Source organism: Sphingomonas sp. Root710, from assembly GCF_001429065.1.
Lineage (GTDB): Bacteria > Pseudomonadota > Alphaproteobacteria > Sphingomonadales > Sphingomonadaceae > Rhizorhabdus.
Window position 1 is genome coordinate 1 of sequence record NZ_LMIB01000018.1, and the last position, 20,094, is coordinate 20,094.

Consider the following 20,094-nt stretch of genomic DNA (forward strand, 5'->3'; position numbering starts at 1 on the left):
GATCGTCGCGGTATCGATCGGCGAGCAGAAGGCGCAGGAGACGCTGCGCACGGCGCTGGCGATGGGTGCGGACCGCGCGATCCTGATCGTCAGCGAGACCGAGGTCGAGCCGCTCGGCGTCGCCAAGCTGCTGGCCAAGATCGTCGAGGAGGAGGCCCCCGGCCTCGTCATCCTCGGCAAGCAGGCGATCGACGACGACAGCAACCAGACCGGCCAGATGCTCGCGGCGTTGACCGGCCGCCCGCAGGGCACCTTCGCCTCGAAGGTCGAGGTCGAGGGTGACAGCGTCAAGGTGACCCGCGAAGTCGATGGCGGCCTCGAGACGGTGAGTCTCAAGACCCCGGCGATCGTCACCACCGACCTGCGGCTGAACGAACCGCGCTATGCGTCGCTGCCGAACATCATGAAGGCGAAGTCGAAGCCGCTCGCGCAGAAGACCCCTGCCGATTACGGCGTCGACGTCACGCCGCGCCTCAAGACCCTCAAGGTCGAAGAGCCGCCGAAGCGGTCGGCGGGCATCAAGGTCGCCGATGTCGACGAACTGGTGGCGAAACTCAAGGCGATGGGAGTCGCGGCATGAAGACGCTCGTCTGGGTTGAGCATGAGGGCGGCGCGGTCAAGGACGCGACCCTCTCCACCGTCACCGCCGCCGCGAAGCTGGGCGAAGTCCATCTGCTTGTCGCGGGCCAGGGCGTCGGCGGCGTCGCCGATGCCGCCGCCAAGATCGCGGGCGTAGGCAAGGTCCATGTCGCCGACGACGCGGCCTATGCCAACGCGCTACCGGAAAATGTCGCGCCGCTCGTCGTCGAGCTGATGGGCCATCACGACGCCTTCCTCGCGCCYGCGACCGCCAACGGCAAGAAYATCGCGCCGCGCGTCGCAGCCCTGCTCGACGTGATGCAGATCTCCGAGATCCTGTCGGTCGAGAGCGAAGACAGCTTCACCCGCCCGACCTATGCGGGCGCGACCGTCCAGTCGTCSGACGCGAAGAAGGTGATCACGGTGCGCGCCACTGCYTTCGAGAAGGCGGCGCGTGAGGGTGGCTCGGGCAGCGTCGAGGCGGTSTCGGGCAAGGGSGACGCGGGTCTCTCCAGCTTCGTCGGAGCGGAGATCAGCAAGTCCGAACGTCCCGAGCTGACCTCGGCCAAGGTGATCGTCTCGGGCGGACGCGCGCTGCAGAATGGCGAGAACTTCCACGAGATCATCGAGCCGCTCGCCGACAAGCTCGGCGCGGCGGTCGGCGCGAGCCGGGCCGCGGTCGANCCCGGTCAGCCTCGTCGGCTCGAAGAGCTATTCGGCCTTGTGATCGTCTCGGGCGGACGCGCGCTGCAGAATGGCGAGAACTTCCACGAGATCATCGAGCCGCTCGCCGACAAGCTCGGCGCGGCGGTCGGCGCGAGCCGGGCCGCGGTCGAYGCGGGCTATGTGCCSAACGACTATCAGGTCGGCCAGACCGGCAAGATCGTCGCCCCCGAAGTCTATATCGCCGTCGGCATATCGGGTGCGATCCAGCACCTCGCCGGCATGAAGGACTCCAAGACGATCATCGCGATCAACAAGGACGAGGAAGCACCCATCTTCCAGGTCGCAGACCTCGGCCTCGTCGGCGACCTCTTCAAGGTCGTGCCAGAGCTCACCGGCAAACTCTGATCGAATCGGAAAGACGCGACATGAGGGCGGGGGCCGCAAGGCTCCCGCCCTTTTTCATGCACTTAGCCATTAGACTCCGCAGTTGTTGCCGTAACGGAAATGGGCATTTACGCTGCCTGTTCCGATCAGCACCAGGGGCGGGCCATGACCGACAGCCTTGCCGAAGATGTCGCCGCCATCCAGCGCATGGCCGCCGTGCCTTCGCTTCTCGAGGTCGTCTGCCGTGTGACCGGCATGGGCCTGGCGGCGATCGCCCGCGTGACCGAGGAAGACTGGATCGCCTGCGCGGTGCGTGACGAGATCGTTTATGGCCTGTCGCCGGGTGACGAACTGCCCATCTCCACCACCATCTGCGACGAGGTACGCGGTCACCGCCGGGCCACAGTAATCGAACATGTCGCCGAGGATCCGCTGTTCCACGATCATCCTACACCGCGGCGCTACGGCTTTCAGAGCTATATCTCGGTACCGATCATACGCACCGATGGCGACTTCTTCGGCACGCTGTTCGCAATAGACATGGCCCCGGCCAAGCTCGCCAACAGCAGCGCGGTGACCACCTTCAACCTGTTCGCCCAGTTGATCGCGCTCCAGCTCGACGCCGACGAACGCGCGGTGGCCGGAACGCGGCACTGACCGGTCATCCCGTAGCGACCGGGCCCGTGAACAGTTCGGCGATGGTGCGGACCGAGGCTTCGGCGGCGGGACGGTCCGGCGTCTCATTGGCGTCACCGAAACCGAAGCGGTCGTCGACGCCAAGATCCTGCACCACGATCCCATCGCGCCGTCCGAGCACACTGACCGTCTTGTACAGCAGGCCATAGTTCAACCCGGCCTGCGGCAGCAGCCAGGCGATCTGGCCGCGCACCGGCACGACGCTCTCGTCGCGGAACAACGCCCGTGCGCCATAGCCGGTGCAGTTGATGATCACCTTCTCCTTCAGCCGGCCGAGGTCAGACGGCTGGTGGAACTCGGCGGTCTCGATCCGCCCGCCCGCCGCCAGGAAGTCGTTGGTCAGCATATGCGCGAGGTTCGCGACGTTGAACATCATCTGGCTGTTGCGCAGCGCATAGCGTGTCGCGAAGGGATGCCGTCCGGGTTCGAAGACCTGCGATCGTGGCGTAATGTCGGCGATCCGATCGGCATAATGGGCGAAACCCATCACCTCGGTCGCATGGTAGGCCGCGCGCATTTCGTCGGGCGGCAGATCGGACAGCGTATAGCGATCGGTCCATTCGACCGGGTCGCCGGGCAATCCGACATAGCTCTGCCACATCGCATAGCTGTCATGCGCCATGCTGCTCCACAGCTGCGCGAATTCGGAGCCCACCGCATTGGCCATCGCCACCCGGGAATCGGGCGTCCAGCTGCCGGTCGCCCGCGCCGATCGGACGTCGGGGAAGCGCTCCTTCGCATAGATCGTCACCCTGGCCCCGGCGCGCTGCGCGGTGATCGCAGCGGTCAGGCCCAGGGCGCCTGCGCCGATGACCGCTATCTCCTTCGGGCTGCCGGCCATCGCCTTGCCGACCACGACCGCCGCCGAGCCCCAGCTCAGCGACCAGCCGCTGCCGCCATGCCCATAATTATGGACGACCAGCTTGCGTCCCACCTGTTCGGAGTCGAGACGCGGGCCGCTGGCGCGGAATGGCCGCAGACAAACCGTGATCCGGAAGATGCGATCGGGCAGCGCCCGCACCGGCAGGATCGCGCCGATCGGATCGAAGACCGGCGCCGCCTGGGCAATCAGCGCAGCCGGCCGGGCCAGACCCGCGGCGGCGAGCCCGAGCGCGCCATGGCGAATGAAATGACGGCGATCCATGCGGCATCCCCCAGAAAGTGACGCCTCTCCCGTTCCCCAATCCAGCACAGCGCCGCCCCCGCTGCAAGCCCGCCACGGAACCTTCGTGGCCGTTCCGGGTTCGGACCGATACGGAAACAACATGATTTCAAACCAGGGAGGAAGCCATGCTCATCCAGGTTCTAGTCGTCCTGATCATCGTCGGCGTGCTGCTGTGGCTGGTCAACAACTACATCCCGATGGACGGGAAGATCAAAAGCATCCTCAACGCCGTGGTCGTGATCGTCGTGATCCTCTGGCTGCTCCAGGCCTTCGGCCTGTTGAGCGGCATCGGCATCTGATCCCTTTACCCGCGCGCCCTCTCCGGATTCCCTTTGCCGGAGAGGGCCTCGGCTATTTCCGGGCGGATCAGCTTTCCACCCCAGCCTTCAGGTCCGCAACGAACATCGCGAACTCCTCTTCGGCGCGGCTCTTGTCGGGCATGCGCAGCAGGAAGCTCGGGTGGATCGTCGCCCGCGCCGCGCCGCCATCGGGCAGGATGAGTTCGCGTCCACGCTGCGAACTCAGGGTCAGCGATTTGCCCATCAGTGAATGGATCGCGGTGGTGCCGAGCATGATCGTGCGCTTCGGCGTCACCAGCGCCCGCTCCTGATCGATCCACCAGCGGCAGGCGCTGATCTCGCCGGCATTGGGCTTGCTGTGGATCCGCCGCTTGCCGCGCGGCTCGAACTTGAAATGCTTGACCGCATTGGTGACGTAGACGCGCGAGCGATCGATGCCCGCCGCCGCCATGGCGCGGTCGAAGACCTGGCCTGCCGGGCCGATAAAGGGCCTGCCCGCCAGATCCTCCTGATCGCCCGGCTGTTCGCCGACCACCATGATATCGGCATTGGCGGGCCCCTCGCCGAACACCGTCTGGGTCGCGCATTTATAAAGGCCGCAGCGGGTGCAGTGCCGGGCCTCCTCGCGCAAGGCCTCTAGCGATTTCGCCATATTGCCGGCGTCGACTTCTCTCGGCACGATCCTGTCCACCATCCGTGTCTCGCGCGCCCGTGCGCCCGCGATCAATTCGGGTATCAACGCGGTTTCGGGCATGTTGGCCCAATAACGCCGCGGCATTTCCTTGAGCATCGTCCCCGTCTTCAACCGCGCCGGATTGAAGATCGAAGCATAATAGCCCTTCCACAGGTCCTCGACCGGGTCGCCCTCCGGCGCGTCGGCGCGGGTCGCGCCAAGCCCCTCGCGCAACGCCTCACCGTCCCAGTGGATCGACAGGTCCGGCGTCAGGATAGACCATCGCATCGTGGCGAAGCGGCGCACGAAGAAACCGGCATTGGCGCGGACGATATGATGCGCCGGCTCGAACCAGGCGACATAGGCGCCATCGACCTCGCGGAAGCGGACGAAGGCGCGCATCTTGTGGATGTCGCGCCGGACCTCCTTCGCCAGCAGATCGAGCCGACGGCGCAGCGGGTCGGCCTCGTCGTCGATCGCCTCCGGATGATCGCGCAGCCGCAACAGCATCGCATAAAGCAGACCGAAGCGCTGCGGATCCCGATGCAGGACGACGCTTTCGGCGAGATCGAGAAAGCGCCGCGGCACCGAGAAGGGCGGCGTCACCGCCCCGGGCAGCGGATCGCCCGCCACCCCGCCGAACAGGTCATCCGTCTCCCCCTCGACCGTCCAGACGATATCGTCCGGCGCGACAGCCGCCAGCGCGGCGGCACGGGCGCTAGCTCGCCATCCTTCGATGTCATCGGGCCGAGAGAGGGGGACGCGGTACATGCGTTTGCGGCAGCAGCTTAGCCGAACAATTCCAGCTGCTCGGTGACCCGCGCCTTCAGGTCGATCCGGTCGATCAGGCCGGTCGGCCGCCAGTCGCTGGTGACGATGAAAGGCCTGAGCTTCGCGATCGAGCGCGACAGCCGTCCGACATCGGCCAGGCTGAGCTTGCGCCAGCGGCGCGAGACGAGGATTGCATCGACCGCCTTCACCCCCAGCCCGGGAACGCGGAGCAGCCATTCGCGCGGAGCATGATTGATATCGACGGGGAAGTTCGCGCGCGCCTGCAGCGCCCAGGCGAGCTTGGGATCGATGTCGAGCGGCAGCATCCCCTGCTCGTCGGTCGCCGCCGCGACCTCGGCCGGCTTGTAGCCGTAGAAGCGCATCATCCAGTCGGACTGGTATAGCCGATGCTCGCGCATCAGCGGCGGGCGGCGGAGCGGCAGGATCGCCGAGGCGTCGGGAATCGGGCTGAATGCCGAATAATAGACCCGGCGCAGCGCAAAACGATCGTACAGACCGCTTGCGGTGCGCATGATGTCGCGGTCGTTGGCGGCGTCGGCGCCGACGATCATCTGGGTCGATTGACCCGCGGGGGCGAAGCGCGGTGCCGACTTGTAGCGGCGGCGCGCATCGCCGCCATCGTCGATCGAGCGCTTCATCCCGGCCATCGCATCGCGGATCGTCGCGGAGGATTTCTCGGGCGCGAGCCGCGTCAGCCCGGCGTCGGTCGGCAGCTCGACATTGATCGAGATACGGTCGGCGTGCCGCCCCGCCAGCTCGATCAGTTCGGGGTCCGCATCGGGGATCGTCTTCAGGTGGATATAGCCGCGGAACTGATGGTCCTCGCGCAGCGAACGGGCGACTTCGACGATCTGCTCCATCGTATAATTGGACGAGCGGATGATCCCCGAGGAGAGGAACAGCCCCTCGATATAGTTGCGGCGATAGAAGGCGAGCGTGAGATCGACGACTTCGCGGGCCGTGAAGCGGGCGCGGCGGACGTTCGAGCTCTTGCGGTTGATGCAATAGTGGCAGTCGAAGATGCAGCTGTTGGTCAGCAATATCTTCAGCAGCGAAATGCACCGGCCATCAGGCGCATAGGCATGGCAGATGCCCATGCCCTCGGTCGATCCGATCCCCTTCGCCTGCCCCGCTGAGCTGCGCTTCGCCGTTCCCGACGATGCACAGGAAGCATCATATTTGGCCGCGTCGGCCAGGATTTCGAGCTTCTGTCGCGTGTCGAGCTGCGCCATTCGTTCTATTTATGTTCCACGTGGAACGCTGTCTACGCTTCTGCGACGAACCGATGGCGACATATGACAGGGCGGGAAGAACGACCCCCCCGGCAGCAAGATACCGGGAGGGTGTATCGCTGTTATCGGGTCGACTGCACGGTGCTGCCCGGCGCGCTCGACGGCGGAAGCAGCGGCCGCTCGCCGTCGCCGACGATGGCGAAAGCAGACCAATAATAGGGATGCGAGGTATTTGGATCGTCCATCAGGCCGATCTGCGCCTTGCGCATGCCCGTCGCCATCGGGGTGCCCGGCGGTGCGGTGAACAGGCCGGTGATCAGCCGCTTGGTGGCGTTGAAGTCGTCCGGCACCGGCCAGTGGCTGGCGATCACCGTCCGCGCACCCGCGCCGACGAAGGCGCGGACCAGGCCGTCGAGCGCGAAGTTGCCGCCCGTGGTGACACCTGCCTCGCGGGTCGCGCCCACCGTCGCCATGCCCGCGGTGTCGCAGGCGGAGAGGATCACGACGTCGGCATCGAGCTTGAGGTCGAAAATCTCCTTGAACGAGAGCAGGCCATCCGACGTGCCACCCCCGAAGGAGGTCAGCAGCGCCGGCCGCGCCGGGCATTCGGGGCGCGGTGCGGTGACGAGGCCATGCGTCGCGAAGTGGATGATTCGGTAATCGGCGAGGTCCGACCGGGCCTGGATCGTCGAGTCGGAGAAATCACCGCCGGTGATCAGCGCTGACTGATCCTTGCCGATGATGCCGCTGGCCAGGAAAAGCTCCGACGACGAGATCGGATTGTTCCAGTTGCTGAGCGGCCAGGCGCAGCTGTCGTTCATCGCCGGCGGCGGCACGAAGAAGGGATTAAGCCCGGGGCGGGCATTCTCGCCCAGCCCGATATAGCCCTTGTGCGCCTTCGAGGCCGCCACGCCGCGGCCATCGACGAACGAACGCGCGCTCACCACGGTCGAGACGTCGCGGTCGCGGCCCAGCCAGGCGATGCCGCGGAAATCGAAATCATCGGCATTGGGCTTCTTCAGCCGCGCCAGATAGGCGTCCACGCCCGCCTGCTCGATCGGCAGGAGGTTGGCGGGCAGCTGAAGCAGCGGGCCATCGGGCTCGAAGATGAAGTTGGTCACCTTGTGGAGTTCGGCGTCGACCGGCCCGAGCAGGGTGACATAGAGCTTGCGCGCCAGCACGACGTCGAACGGATAGGTCGCGACCTGGCCATTCTCGATCTTCACCACCGAATCACGAATCTGGGCGACGATCTCTTCGAGCTGCTTCGTCGTCATGTCGAGCTTGTACGCGCGCGCCACGTCGGGGCTGACGAACATCGCATAGGCGTCCTGCCCGACGAGCGTGACCTTGTAATAGCCATCGCCCGGCTTGAGCGCCTTCTGCAACTCGGGAAGATCGATCGTCTGGCGCGAGATCACGTTGTAGCGGGGGAATTTGCCGAGCTTGCCCTGCAGGACGACCTGGTCGCGCACATAGCGCGCCTTGCGGCCGCGTGCTTCTTCCAGCGCAGCGCGATCGGCCACCGTGCCGCCCGCGGTCAGCTTGGCGATGTCGCCATCGGCCTTCGAGATATAGCGGGTCAGGGTCACCGACTGGCGGAACAGGCTCGCGGCCTCGTCGTCGCCGCCCGACAGTTCGCGGGCGAGCAGCGCCTGGGTCGCGGCGATGCCGGGACGCAGCATCACCTGGCTTGCCGCGAACAGGCGGGCGACCGCTGCCGGATCGGTCGCGGCGCGGTCCGCCAGCAGGCGGAAATAGGGACGCAGCAGCGTGCGGATCGACGACATCGAGCCCGGCACGTTTTCCGACGCGGCAATGACCTCGCCGAACATCGTCATCGCGCGGTCGCCCTGGCCGTTGCGGCTGAGGAAACCGGCGAAGCGCGCCTTGGCGGCGAGCGAGGTCGCCGTGTTCGGATTCTGGATTTCGACCGCCTGCAGCGATTCGGCGAGCAGCCGCTCGGCTTCGGCGGGATTGCCCTCGGCCTGAGCAATCAAAGCCAGTTCGGACTGGACCTGTGAGCGAAGGCCGACCGCGCTGTTGAGCTTGCCGTCGCGGATCGCCTGCGCCGCCGCGATCGACTGATCGAAGCTGCTGCGCGCGCTGGTGAAATCCTTGTTGATGCGATAGGCGACGCCGCGCAGATACAGCGCCTGAGCGTCGAGAAACTGCGCATATTCGACCGGCTGGAGACCGCCATCGAGGCCGCTGATGCTATTATCCTGACCGCTTTCGCGATTGAGGTTGTCGGCGATGTCGGTGTCGATTTCGCCGCTGCGCAATTTCGCATCGGCGACGCTGATCTGTTCGATATCGGCGACCGGCTTGGCCAGCTCCGCGACCGCCTCCTTCACCTTCTTCTGGTTCAGGTAATGCATCGCATAATAGTTGCGCAGCTTGCGGCCGAGCACCGGGTCGGCGAGCGCGGCGGGCGTCGCCGCCCGCGCGAACAAAGCGTCGGCAGAAGCGAAGTTCTCCTGATTGGAATCCTGCAGTGCCTGGTTGGCGAGATATTCGGGCCGCCGCGATCCGGCCTGCGGGCCGGTGGCGTCGCGCTCCACGAGCGCCTCGAAGAACTCGGCCGCCTCGGCATAGGCGCCATCGCTGTTGCGCGCATAGGCCTCGGCCAGCGCGCTGTCGCTGTCGAGCGCGCCCGCCTGGACGCGCGCAAAGGCCGCCGGGTCGCCCGCCGATGTGCTGGCCACCTGTACCTCGCCCTTGACCACGCTGTTGGCAACGATCGTCTGCAAGCCGAGCTGAAGCGCGCTGTCATAACCGCCAAGGCCGTCGGCGATGTAGACGACACGGCCCTTGCTATAGGCGTAGCTCTTGTAGGAAAGCTGGTTGGTCGGATCGACGCAGTCGCGCGCCTGGACATTGGCGAGCGCGCCGATCGTCACCGATTTGGGCGCTTCGCAGTCGACGGGCGTCTCGGAATTCTTGGCGACCCGCGCAACCGGATCGTCAGCGCCGGCGCGCAGCGCAAACAGGCGTCCGATTGGCGCGGCTGCGTCGCGGCAGACGACGCGATAGCCGCGATCGAACATGTCGACCAGGTTCGGGCTGACCGCGCGGTTCTGCGCGGTGCAGAGCACGCCGCTGGTGCCGATCCGGAAGCTGTTGCGCAGCGACAGTCCGCCAGGCTGCGGCGCGGCCGGCGCGCCCACCGGCGCGCCGAGCATGGCGGCGGCGACCAGCGCCGCGCCAATTCCGAAACCATTGCCCCGCATCACTGATTCCCTCCCGGCCCGTCGCCGCCCGTATCACCAAGCCCATCGGCGCCGCTCCACAGGCTGCTGTTGCCGCCGCCCGCGATCGGTGTGTCGATCTGCTGCGGGCCGGTGCCCACGCGGCTGGTGTCGATCAGCACGTTAGCGCCGCCGACCGCGTTGCCCGAGCCGCCGCTGCTGCCGCCGCTCTCCTCGTTGCTGCCGTCGTCGTCGCCGCCTTCATCGGCACCGGTGCCCGCGCCATCGTCGGCACCGCCAGCGGAGCTGGCTGCGGCCGGCCCCGCGCCCGAATCCCCGGAGCCGGAGCCGGAGCCGGATCCGCCCGAGCCGGAACCGCCGGAAGATCCGCCGCCCCCGGAACCGCCGCCACCGGCGTTGCCGCCGCCGCCGACGCTACCGCCCGCCACGCGGGTGCCGGTCAGCGATGCCTGGATGCTCGACGTGATCTTGGTCGTTTCCATCGTCACGGTCTCGACCACCTCCGGATCCTCGATCACCGGCGGCGGCGACACGGGGTCGACCGGCGGCGGCGGCGGCGGGGACACGGGGTCCACCGGCGGCGGCGGCGGCGACACCGGATCGACCGGCGGCGGCGGCGGTGGCGACACCGGATCGACCGGAGGCGGCGGTGGCGGCGACACTGGAGGCGGTGGCGGCGGTGAGATCGGCGGCGGCGGTGACACCGGCGGCGGCGGTGACGGATTCACCTGCGACGGGTTGATGGAGAAGCTATAGCCCTGCGAGGCCATCATACCTTCGCTGTCGGTCACCATCACCGAAAATGTGTAGGAGCCCTCTTGCGTCGGCGTTCCGCTGACCTCGCCGGTCGTCTCGTTGAGCGTCAACCCCGGCGGCAGGCTGCCGCTGGCGATCGTGTAGGTATAGGGGCTCGTTCCACCCGACACCGGTACGTAATTGGAATAGGAGGTGCCGACCGTGCCAGAGGGCGGCGGGTTGCTGTCGAACACCAGCGGCGGCGGCCCTTCGGGCGGCGGCGGCGGCGGCGGGGGTGGCGACTGGTTGCCCGTGTCGACCCCGACACAATTCTCTCCATTGACCGAACAGTTGACCGCAGTGAGCGTGTTCCCGCCCATGGTACTGAAAACGACCAGGTTCGTCGCCGTTGGATTGGGATCGGTCGTCAGATAGAAATTGCCGAACGCGATATCGCCATTGTTGGCGGCGACGATCGACGGACCGGTGCCGAAGATGGGATCTCCATCGCTGTTCATCTGAAGGGGGACCGGATCGCCAAACGCCTGTATCGAGGCATTATTGATCGTGATATCGCCGCCATTTGTCCGGATCTCGAAGCGGCCGGCCTTCACATTGGGCGTGCCGACGCCGGCTGCACCGATCCCCGATACGTCAGCCGAGAGCGTGAGACTGCCCGGCGTCGGACTGACATTGCCGTCGCCGATCACGAATGATCCGAAGGTGCCCTCGACAGGCGTCGAACCATTAACGCGATAGGCCGAGATGATTTCCAGTACACCGCCGCGGGCGAAGCCAGCGCTGCCCGATGCGACCGCATCCGCATCAAGTCCGCTGCCGCCGGCTTCGGCCCGCGCGTTGACATTGAGCAGGTTATTGACTCCGACGGATGCTCCGGCTGCCACCATGCGCGCATAGCCGCCGATTGCATTGCCGCCCGAACCGGCGACGCCGTTGATGCCGCTGCCGCTGCCGCCCGCCGCCTCGCCGCCGAGCCCGCCTCGCGCATGAACATCGAGATCGAGGATGCCGAACTGAACCTGTCCCGATGTGCCTGCCGTCGCATCGCCGCTGAACAGGCCCGCCTGAATGAAGCCGCCCTCGGCGCTGCCGCCCTGGCCGCCGTCGCCACCATCTATATCGCCTATTTCCTCGATATCGTTGGTGCCGATGCCGCCGGTTCCGCCGACGGCATAGGCTTGGAGACCGGCAGCGCCAGATACCTGAAAATGCCCTGTGCCGGCATCGGCGCCGACAAAGATGGTGCCGCCAAAACCGTCCCCACCGCGACCTCCATCCACTCCCGATGTCTGCGCACGATCGGTGTTGCCGCTACCGCCGAGGCCGTTGACGTGGATTGCGAGATTAGTGGCACCCACCGTGCTGGAGGTATCGGCAAAGTTCGAAATGCTGTAAGCATAGAACTCTGCATAGCCGCCATGGCCGTCACCCCCGGTGCCGCCGAAAACGTCTGAGGCGATGCCCTGTCCGCCTTCGCCATTGGCGTTCAGCTCAAGGCCGAAGCCGTTGAAGTTGGCCGCACCCGTGAACGCATCGGCCAGAGCGCCGAAGGTTCCGGTTTCGCCGGGAGCGCCGCCATAGCCGGCGCCGCCATAGCCGCCGTCGCCGCCTTTACCGTTCGCGTTGGCAGTGGCCTTGTTCGAAATCGTCAGCTCACCGCCCTCGACGGATCGATCGGGCAATCCCGTGCTGAAACTGGCGAGGCCGCCCACGCCCGTGCCGCCCTGCGCATCGTCACCGCCCGTACCGCCGGTGCCGTTGGCATTGAGAGTCACCGTGGAACCGGTCACGGAGCCACCGGAACGCCGCGCCTCGATGACCACCTTACCGCCGGTGCCTGTACCGCCGTTCGTCGTCGCCGTGGTATTGCTCCCGCCAAAACCATCGGCAGTGATGGTCGCGGCATCAAAACGCAGTGCTCCGCCACCCACTGCGGTGCCGAGGAAGGCTTCGCCGCCTTTTCCTTCGCCGCCCATGCCCGAACCCGAATCCCCGCCCCGGCCCGTCAGGTTTATGAGCAGGGAGCCGCTTCCCGTCTGGCTTTGCTGATCATAATTTAGGAAATTGACCGCGCCGGCGTTTACGACATTCGTATCGAAAAAGCCGCCTGTGCCCGTGCCGCCGCTACCGTCGCCACGCGCACCGCCGGTTCCACGGGCGTAAGCGCTCAGACTATAAATCTCGAGGGTGGATCCGTCGCCACCGGCGAGAAGGCTTATGGTCCCGCCCTGGCCGTTACCACCGCCGGTCCCGCCACTGACACCCGGTGTAAAGTCGATCGAAGGTCCGCTGTCGTCATCCCTGATCTGCCCGTCCGCATAGGCAGTGGTAGTGCCGCGAAGCTCGATCGTACCCCCGCCATTGGAAGAGAGCGCGACCAGACCGCCGCGCCCGTCGCCGGAATTGCCTCCGTTCGCTCCCCGGCCGCCGGCACCGAACGCCTGCAAGGTGGCGCCCCCTGCGGAAACGATGCTTCCACCGTTCAAAGCATCGACATAAATCGCGCCATGGCCATCGAACTCCTGATCGGGATCGGGCGCCGTGGCCTGTCCGGTCCCACCGGCCCCCAGCCCGTCACCGCCAATCGAATCGGCGCTCAAGATCAGCTGGCCCGTTCCGGAAATGATGCCATTGGTGGCGGTGACGCGGATCACGCCGCCCGAGCCGTTCCCACCGTCGCCCTCGACACCGATGCCGCCGATACCGGTGGCGCTGGCCAACAAAAAGCCGCCGCTATAATTAACCGATCCACCGGACGATGCACCGATCCTTATCAGGCCGCCTTGCCCCGTTCCTGCATAATCTCCGCCAGAGCCGAGCGCACTCAGCGTTGCATTGCCAGCGAACGTCACCGCACTGTTCGTGCCGGAAGCGTTGACGTCGATAATGCCGCCGGTGCCGTCATAGAGATTGCCTGAGCCCGCCGCTGAAGCGCTGAGCGTGTCCAGGAAGCTTATCGTGCCGCCCGCCGACGCGTTGAACGAAATATCGCCAGCGACGCCATGGTCGCCGCCACCGTTCACGCTCAATTGGGTAGTACCGCCGAGCGTAGCGAATTTGACCTCGCTGCCCTGACCCGCGGCTGTGACCGTTATGTTACCGCCAAAACCGGTTCCCGCCGAGCTGTAGCCGCTGGCGTCGATGTCGAGAGACTTGGCGAAGGTCAGCACGCCCGATGTTGCGGAGAGGGCAACGTCGCCGCCAAACCCATCGCCGTCCGTGCCGAAATTCGAAACGTCTACCATTACGTTTTCGTTGAAGGTGAGGTTGCCGCTATTCGTAGCCAACGTCACGATGTGCCCATCGGCTTCAACAAACACATCGGCGTTGAACGTACCGCCGGAAATTGTCAGATCCTGGCTCGATCCGATGAAAACCGGAGCGTTAAATGTCGTGCCTTCCACCGTCACGGTGCCCGTTCCGGCACCATCGGACGTAGCAAAACGGCCCGGACCTTCGATGGCCTCGCCATTGACGTTGCGGCCACCGGACAGGACTATTCCCGTGTCGGTTATTTCCACGCCCTGCGCCACGGCGAAGCCTAGGGTCGCGCCGCCGAGCAACATCGTCATCGCGTTGTTCTTCGGCACGCCGACCAGGTAAATTCGGCGTGTCTGCCCCTCGCCCAGGACATTTACGGTCGTCTGGCCCTGGCCGAGAAAGTCGATGGACTCGCCGCCGGGCATCGTGTCCTGAAAGGGAACGGTGATATCGAACAGGCCGTTCGAAACCGTCATTTCCGCCGCGCGCGCGGCGACATAGGCGACGCTGCCGTCCGAGGTGATCGAGCCACCCTGCTCAATCACCGGCGCGATAATGGCGACATAATTCCCCGCCTTGACGTCGGTGGAGTCGACGCGGACCTTGGCCCCAGACAGGCTCAGATTTTCATTGGACGTGAATTGGTTGACGCCTGCGATCCCGCCATCGACGGTCGTCAGCAGCAGACCGCCGACGTCGATATGCGCATTTGCCCCGACGAGCAGGCCGTTAGGGCTGTAGAACCAGATGTTGCCGCGCGTATCCGACGTTATGGTGCCGTTAAGCGCCACCGACCGGCCTGCGGCATCGCCACCCGGGACAATCCGGTTAAGCACCGTGTAGGATTGCAGCCCGCTATCACCGACAAAATTGACCGTGCTGCCCGTCGGCAGGAAGTTGATCGCTCCAGCGCCGGCCGCGTCATCGGTTGGCGTCCAGGTTATCGTCGCCGTCGGGGCGTTGATGGTGATCGTGTCGGTCATTTCGCTTTGCGAAAAACTGACGCCGCTCGGCGTATCATGCGTGCCGGCAAAGGCCCCGTTCGCCGCGAGCGACTCCTTCATCGGCATCGCGAGCAACGTCGCGAGCACGGCCATCGAGGTCATCGTCCGGGATTTGGACTTAACCCGGCGCCGCTCGGCGGCGAAGATGTCGGAAGGAACGCTACGCATATCAGTTGTCCCAGGGCCAGAGCTTGGTGGAAAGGGATAGCAGGAAACGGGGATCATGGTTGCGGGTCTGGAGTCCGGCCTTGCGGAGCGGCACCGCGACGGTGCCGTCGATGCGGAAGCGGTTGTTGAGCTGGGCTCGAACACCCGCGCCTGCCGAGACGACGGCGCCGTCGGTCTGTCCGCCGTCAAGCGGGTTGTTCTTGTTCCACGTCCACAGAACGTCGACGAAGGTGAACGGCAGGAGCGCGAGGTTGGCGTTACGGAAGGGGACGATGCGGGGCAGCCGCCATTCGAAACCGCTGCCGATGCCGCTGTCACCAGTTATCACGCCAGGGTCATAGCCGCGGCCGATGGAATAGTTGCCAGCCGAGATTTCCTCGAAGCTGAACAGCGGATCGAAAGCATATTGGAAACGGGGGGTGGCCACCAGCCACATGCCCTTACCCATGTTGAGCTCGATCGACGCCGATCCCCGAATAAGCGTCGACGTCTGATCGCCGTCAGCCCGGCTGGGGCCCCGCGCGCCCGTATCGGTGCCGAGGATATCGAGCCCCTGGCGAAGCTCGAGCGAGCCCGAGGCGCGCCACATCGGAGCGTGCTGCTCTGAAATGTCGGCGGCGTCCATATCGAGGCGCAGAAAGGCGACCCGTAGATGATCGATCGACAATTTCGACGGAACGAAGGGCTTCAGCTCCACCGTCTGGTTTAGATAATCGAGACCCGCGGCGCCCAGCAGGCTGAAAGACTGGCTGCGAATTACAGGATAGCGGAGTTCGCCGGTCGCAAAGAGCGTCCGGGCCGTCAGCTCGGTACCCGCGCCCGCCACTGCGCCAATATCGGGCTTCGACCAGGCATAGGTGAAGTTACCGCTCCAGGTCAGGCCCTCGCCGCCAAGCCTGGCGTCATAGCCGAGCTGGACGACCTGCTGCTCCTTGAAATCGGCGGTGCTCGACACCGATGCGGTCAGCCGGTCGCCGCCGAGCAGCCCATAGGCCTGGGCGGCGAGCGCCCCGGTCCAGCGGCCCGAGCTGTGCGAAGAGAAATTCTGAAGGTTGGCGCTGATGTCGAGCGGGCTGCGGACGACGCTGACCTCACCGACCAGCTCGCCCGGCGCGGTGCCGGCGGGCTTGAGCGCCAGACGTACCTCGTAACCCGGCAGATCGCGCGACAGCAGCAGATAGCGTTCGGCTACGAAGCGGTTGAACACCTTTTCTTCAGTCAGATGCTTCAGATAGCCGGCAAGCAGTCCTTCCGCCTTACCGGCATCGCCGCGCACGCGGATCGCGACGATCTTGGCGAACAGCACCTCGAATTTGACGACGCCATTCTCGATTCGCTGCACGGGCACCTGCACCGCGGCGAGATAGCCCTTGCGGCGCAGTGCAGTCGCCGCGGCGTCGCGGATCGTGCAGATCGTGCTGATCGGACGGTCGGCTCCAAGCAAAGACGCATAGCTGGCCTTCAACTCCTCGGCGCTCACGCCCTGGAGATTGTTGAACTGCGCCTCGGTGATGGTGACCTTGATGTCGGCATAGGCGGGAGAGTCCAGGGCGCAGGGCGCGCGCTCTATGTCGCCATCGACGGTCAGCCGCGCCGACCGGGGAGCGCCTTCCTGGGTTCGCCGATCGATTTCCTCGCGAGTCGGCGCGGCCAGCTGCGCCGCGTTCGCTACAGGCGGCGGCGCTACCTGCGCTGAGACGCTGTTCGATGCGGTTGCGAAAAACAGCGCCAAAACGGCAGCTGCCGAAAAAAGCGTCCTGCGCAAATTTCCCCCCGAATGCCCCTATGCGACGGACCCCTCCGCCATTGGCTTCGCTCTAGTCCGATTTGACAGCAATGTCATTGCCTTATTGCACGACGCATTGCTGTGTCGCCGGTCACACATCGACCCGGGCGCCCCGATCACATGCTGCCTCGATACAGCGTAAAATACCCCCGAAAAACGCACTAGCGCACAAATGCCGCGGACCGGCCATCGTTGCTGCATCGCAACGAACGGCTTGCGCGTCGCGGCGACGGCGTCTAGAGGCGCCGACGCGACAGGTTCCCGGAAACGGGAAAAAAGGGAATTCGGAAGCGGGTGGTCCCGCAGGCCGAAGCTGCCCCCGCAACTGTGATCGGAGAGCGATCGTCCACCATGTCACTGGGTGCTCCGGCATCTGGGAAGACCGGACGAACCGCGACGACCCGAGAGCCAGGAAACCTGCCCGTCGCGGTCGTTCCATCATGCGGGCGGGGTGCACCACATGATCGAGGCCATATCCTCGCGTGACGACGTTCGACGGGAGTCGTGCGCGGGGCAGGCATTCTCTTCCGCGCATGGCTCCATGGCTTGATCCATGGGAGGAATCCATGCGGACGTTTACAAAGACACTGATACCGGCGCTGGCGCTGTTGCCCGCCATCCTGTCCACCCCTGCCTGGGCCGACGAGGCCGCGGCCGATGGCGAGACGATCGTCGTCACGGCTGGCCGATCCGAGCAGAAATTGTCCGAGGTCGGCAAGTCGATCAGCGTGATCGGCATCGAGACGCTCGAACAGCGGCAGACGGCGTCGGTCGCCGACATCCTGCGTACGATGCCGGGCGTGACGATCCAGCGCAATGGCGGCCTCGGCACGATCACCAGCGTCTTCATCCGCGGCGCGCAGAGCGAGCAGACGGTCGCCCTGATCGACGGGGTGAAGCTCAACGACCCATCCTCGCCCGGCGGCGGCTTCAGTTTTGCAGACCTGCTGACCGACAATCTCGAACGGATCGAAGTGCTGCGCGGGCCGCAGTCGGTGCTGTGGGGCAGCCAGGCGATCGGCGGCGTGGTGAACATCATCACCCGCGCGCCGACCGATAGCCTGGAGCTGCGCGCCACCGGCGAATATGGCAGCTTCGAAACCGGCCGCCTGTCGGGCGCGGTCACCGGCCGGGTGGGCCCCACCGCGATCAGCGCGGGCGCGGGCTATCTGACCACCGACGGCATCTCGGTCGCCGAGGGCGGCACCGAGAAGGACGGATATCACCTGTTCGGCATCTATATCAAAACCAACACCGAACTGAGCGACTGGGCCTCGCTCGACATGCGCGGCTTCTACACCAGGAGCAAGGTGGACCTTGACGGCTTCTCCTCCTCTCCCCCCTTTGCGTTCGGAGACACCGGCGAATATCAGCGCCAGAACCAGATCGTCGGCTATGGGGGCCTGAATGCCGAGATGTTCGACGGCAGGTTTAAGAACCGCATCGCCGCATCTTTCACTCGGATCGACCGCGACACTTATGATCCGGCCGCCGCGATCGTGAAGAATTTCGACGCGCGCGGCAGCAATCTGCGTTTCGAATATCAGGGAATCGCCGATCTCGGCATCGCCCGGGCGACCTTCGGGGCGGAGCATCAGCAGGAAAAGCTGCGGACCCTCGACGCCTATTTCCTGCCTGCGGGCACGCCGGCATTCCTGTCGAAGGAAAAGGCCAATCTCGACAGCGTCTATCTCGATGCGCATGCCGAGCCGATCGAGGGACTGAACGTCGGCGCGGGCGTCCGCTATGACGACCATAATCAGTTCGGCGACGCGACCACTCTGAGCGCGGACCTCGCTTATACGCCGAATGCCGGGTCGACCGTCATCCGCGCCAGCTATGGCGAAGGCTTCAAGGCGCCGTCGCTCTATCAGCTCTACGGCAGCTTCGGCTTTGACGGCTTGCGGCCGGAAAAGGCGAAGGGCTGGGACGCGGGCATAACCCAGAAGCTGATCGGCGACGCGGTGGAAGTGCGCGCGACATGGTTCCAGCGCAAGACGGTCAATCAGATCGACTTCGACCTCGGCACCTTCACCTATGCGAATATCGCCCGGGCCCGGGCGCGCGGCGCCGAGGTGGAGCTACGCATCACGCCGACGAGCGATCTGCTGTTCACCGCCAATTACACCTATAGCAAGGCGATCAACCGCGAGCCGACCGATCCCAATTTCGGCAATGATCTCGCCCGCCGCCCGCGCAACGTGGTCAATGTGACCGGCGATTATCGCTGGGCGTTCGGGCTAAGCACCGGCGCAACGATCACCCATGTCTCGAAAAGCTTCGACAATGCGGGCAACACGTCGCTGCTAGGCGATTATGTGCTCGTCGATCTGCGCGCAGCCTTCCCGGTGACCGGGGCGATCGAGCTCTATGGACGGATCGAGAATCTGTTCGACGAGCGCTATCAGACCGCCGCCGGTTACGGACAGCCTGGCCGGGCGGCCTACGCCGGAATCCGGCTGCGTTACTGACGGAAGCGGAAGGGAGACAGGACCGGCGGCCGGGGAGGTTGCCGGTCCTGTCGGCCGCTCAGGCGGATCGCGCCGGCAGGTGTCGCACCCAACGGCTTCGGATTGGGGACAAAGCGGCCGGGAATCGGCGCCATTCGCCCGCGGCACGGCTATATAGGACGCGCCGTCACAACCCCGCACTGCGTGAATATACGATCCGGGTTAACCCTAGGGCGCTGAACGCCGCAGATTCGCAGCAGGCCTTGCGAGCCTTCAGGCTGCCCCGGGAGCGGCGCCCGTCCACCCCGCGATGGCGGCGGTGCGGACCGCCGCCAGAACCGACGCCGCTTCGATCGCCGCGAGAGCGCGGGCGCGATGGACCTGCACGGTGCGCGGCTCGAGCTGCAACGTCTTGGCGATATCCTGGTTGGTCTGCCCGCCGATCAGCCTCGCCAGCACCTCTTGCTCGATCGGGCTCAGCCGCGCCAGCCGCGCCTTCGCATCGGCAACCAGGTCCGGCGGTTCAACGCCGTGATCGAGGAGATGGAAGGCGCGGTCGATCGCATTGAGTAGCGGCCGCATCTCATAAGGCTTGTAGAGAAAGTCGACCGCTCCGGCGCGAAACGCCTCGATCGCCGCGGAGAAATCGCCGAAGCCGGTGATGACGATCGTGCGAAACACGCTGATCCGTTGCGCCAGAACTTCCATCACCGTCTCACCGCTGGCGCCATCGAGCTGAAGGTCGAGCACGACGCAGCCCGGCGCCAACCCATCGAGATCGGCCAGGAAATCGTCGCCGTTGGAATATTCGCGGCATTCGAAATCACCATGCGCCTGAACGAGGCTGATGATCGACGCCCGGACGATAGCCTCATCGTCGACGACATATAGAACAGCTTTGGTCGTCATGGCCTGCCCGCGTCCATGCCTACCCGTCCCCCTTGCCCAAAAGGCGTGCTTTTTTCGTTAGT

Annotated in this window: 12 protein-coding genes, 1 pseudogene and 1 riboswitch; of the genes and pseudogenes, 6 read left to right on the forward strand and 7 right to left on the reverse strand. The window is 65.5% G+C overall.

The window, feature by feature from the left end:
* From ASE00_RS20710 to ASE00_RS20720, 4 genes and pseudogenes are all read left to right on the forward strand, one after another.
* The coding region (locus ASE00_RS20710; protein ID WP_056383641.1) for an electron transfer flavoprotein subunit beta/FixA family protein at positions 1-580 on the forward strand (580 nt) is incomplete at its 5' end.
* A partial coding sequence (locus tag ASE00_RS23645) for an electron transfer flavoprotein subunit alpha/FixB family protein (RefSeq protein WP_156405538.1) occupies positions 577-1,262 on the forward strand: 686 nt, incomplete at its 3' end. The genes ASE00_RS20710 and ASE00_RS23645, both read left to right, overlap by 4 nt.
* A gap of 1 nt (position 1,263) precedes the next feature.
* Positions 1,264-1,650 (forward strand): annotated as a pseudogene (locus ASE00_RS24530) (electron transfer flavoprotein subunit alpha/FixB family protein); the annotation flags it as partial.
* 144 nt (positions 1,651-1,794) lie between these two features.
* Entirely contained in the window at positions 1,795-2,286 is a 492-nt protein-coding gene (locus ASE00_RS20720) for a GAF domain-containing protein (protein ID WP_056383643.1), read from the forward strand.
* A gap of 4 nt (positions 2,287-2,290) precedes the next feature.
* Here the strand turns inward: ASE00_RS20720 and ASE00_RS20725 are convergent, their stop codons facing one another.
* Complete coding sequence (locus ASE00_RS20725; RefSeq protein WP_056383644.1) at positions 2,291-3,469, reverse strand: FAD-dependent oxidoreductase; 1,179 nt, start codon at positions 3,467-3,469, stop codon at positions 2,291-2,293.
* Positions 3,470-3,615: 146 nt separating this feature from the next.
* Between ASE00_RS20725 and ASE00_RS23920 the strand changes: the two genes are divergently transcribed.
* The gene (locus tag ASE00_RS23920) at positions 3,616-3,789 is read left to right on the forward strand and encodes a Thivi_2564 family membrane protein (protein ID WP_200957981.1); all 174 of its coding nucleotides are present in this window, start codon (positions 3,616-3,618) and stop codon (positions 3,787-3,789) included.
* 67 nt (positions 3,790-3,856) lie between these two features.
* Here the strand turns inward: ASE00_RS23920 and ASE00_RS20730 are convergent, their stop codons facing one another.
* From ASE00_RS20730 to ASE00_RS20750, 5 genes are all read right to left on the reverse strand, one after another.
* Positions 3,857-5,233 (reverse strand): UdgX family uracil-DNA binding protein, encoded by a 1,377-nt coding sequence (locus ASE00_RS20730; protein ID WP_056383645.1) that lies wholly within the window; start codon positions 5,231-5,233, stop codon positions 3,857-3,859.
* Between the two features lie 17 nt (positions 5,234-5,250).
* A complete protein-coding gene (locus ASE00_RS20735) occupies positions 5,251-6,486 on the reverse strand; it encodes a putative DNA modification/repair radical SAM protein (RefSeq protein WP_056383646.1) in 1,236 nt (411 codons plus the stop codon).
* Positions 6,487-6,608: 122 nt separating this feature from the next.
* Positions 6,609-9,719, reverse strand: a complete 3,111-nt coding sequence (locus tag ASE00_RS20740) for a CHAT domain-containing protein (protein ID WP_082594880.1) — start codon at positions 9,717-9,719, stop codon at positions 6,609-6,611.
* Positions 9,719-14,887, reverse strand: a complete 5,169-nt coding sequence (locus tag ASE00_RS20745) for a beta strand repeat-containing protein (RefSeq protein ID WP_056383647.1) — start codon at positions 14,885-14,887, stop codon at positions 9,719-9,721. The genes ASE00_RS20740 and ASE00_RS20745 overlap by 1 nt, the downstream gene beginning before the upstream one ends.
* Position 14,888: 1 nt before the next feature.
* Entirely contained in the window at positions 14,889-16,619 is a 1,731-nt protein-coding gene (locus ASE00_RS20750; protein ID WP_235538778.1) for a ShlB/FhaC/HecB family hemolysin secretion/activation protein, read from the reverse strand.
* A gap of 292 nt (positions 16,620-16,911) precedes the next feature.
* Positions 16,912-17,113, forward strand: a riboswitch (cobalamin riboswitch).
* A gap of 126 nt (positions 17,114-17,239) precedes the next feature.
* Between ASE00_RS20750 and ASE00_RS20755 the strand changes: the two genes are divergently transcribed.
* Positions 17,240-19,144: a TonB-dependent receptor plug domain-containing protein gene (locus ASE00_RS20755; RefSeq protein WP_056383649.1), complete on the forward strand. Its 1,905-nt coding sequence runs from the start codon at positions 17,240-17,242 to the stop codon at positions 19,142-19,144.
* 252 nt (positions 19,145-19,396) lie between these two features.
* Here the strand turns inward: ASE00_RS20755 and ASE00_RS20760 are convergent, their stop codons facing one another.
* Complete coding sequence (locus tag ASE00_RS20760; RefSeq protein ID WP_056383650.1) at positions 19,397-20,032, reverse strand: response regulator transcription factor; 636 nt, start codon at positions 20,030-20,032, stop codon at positions 19,397-19,399.
* Positions 20,033-20,094 lie beyond the last annotated feature (62 nt).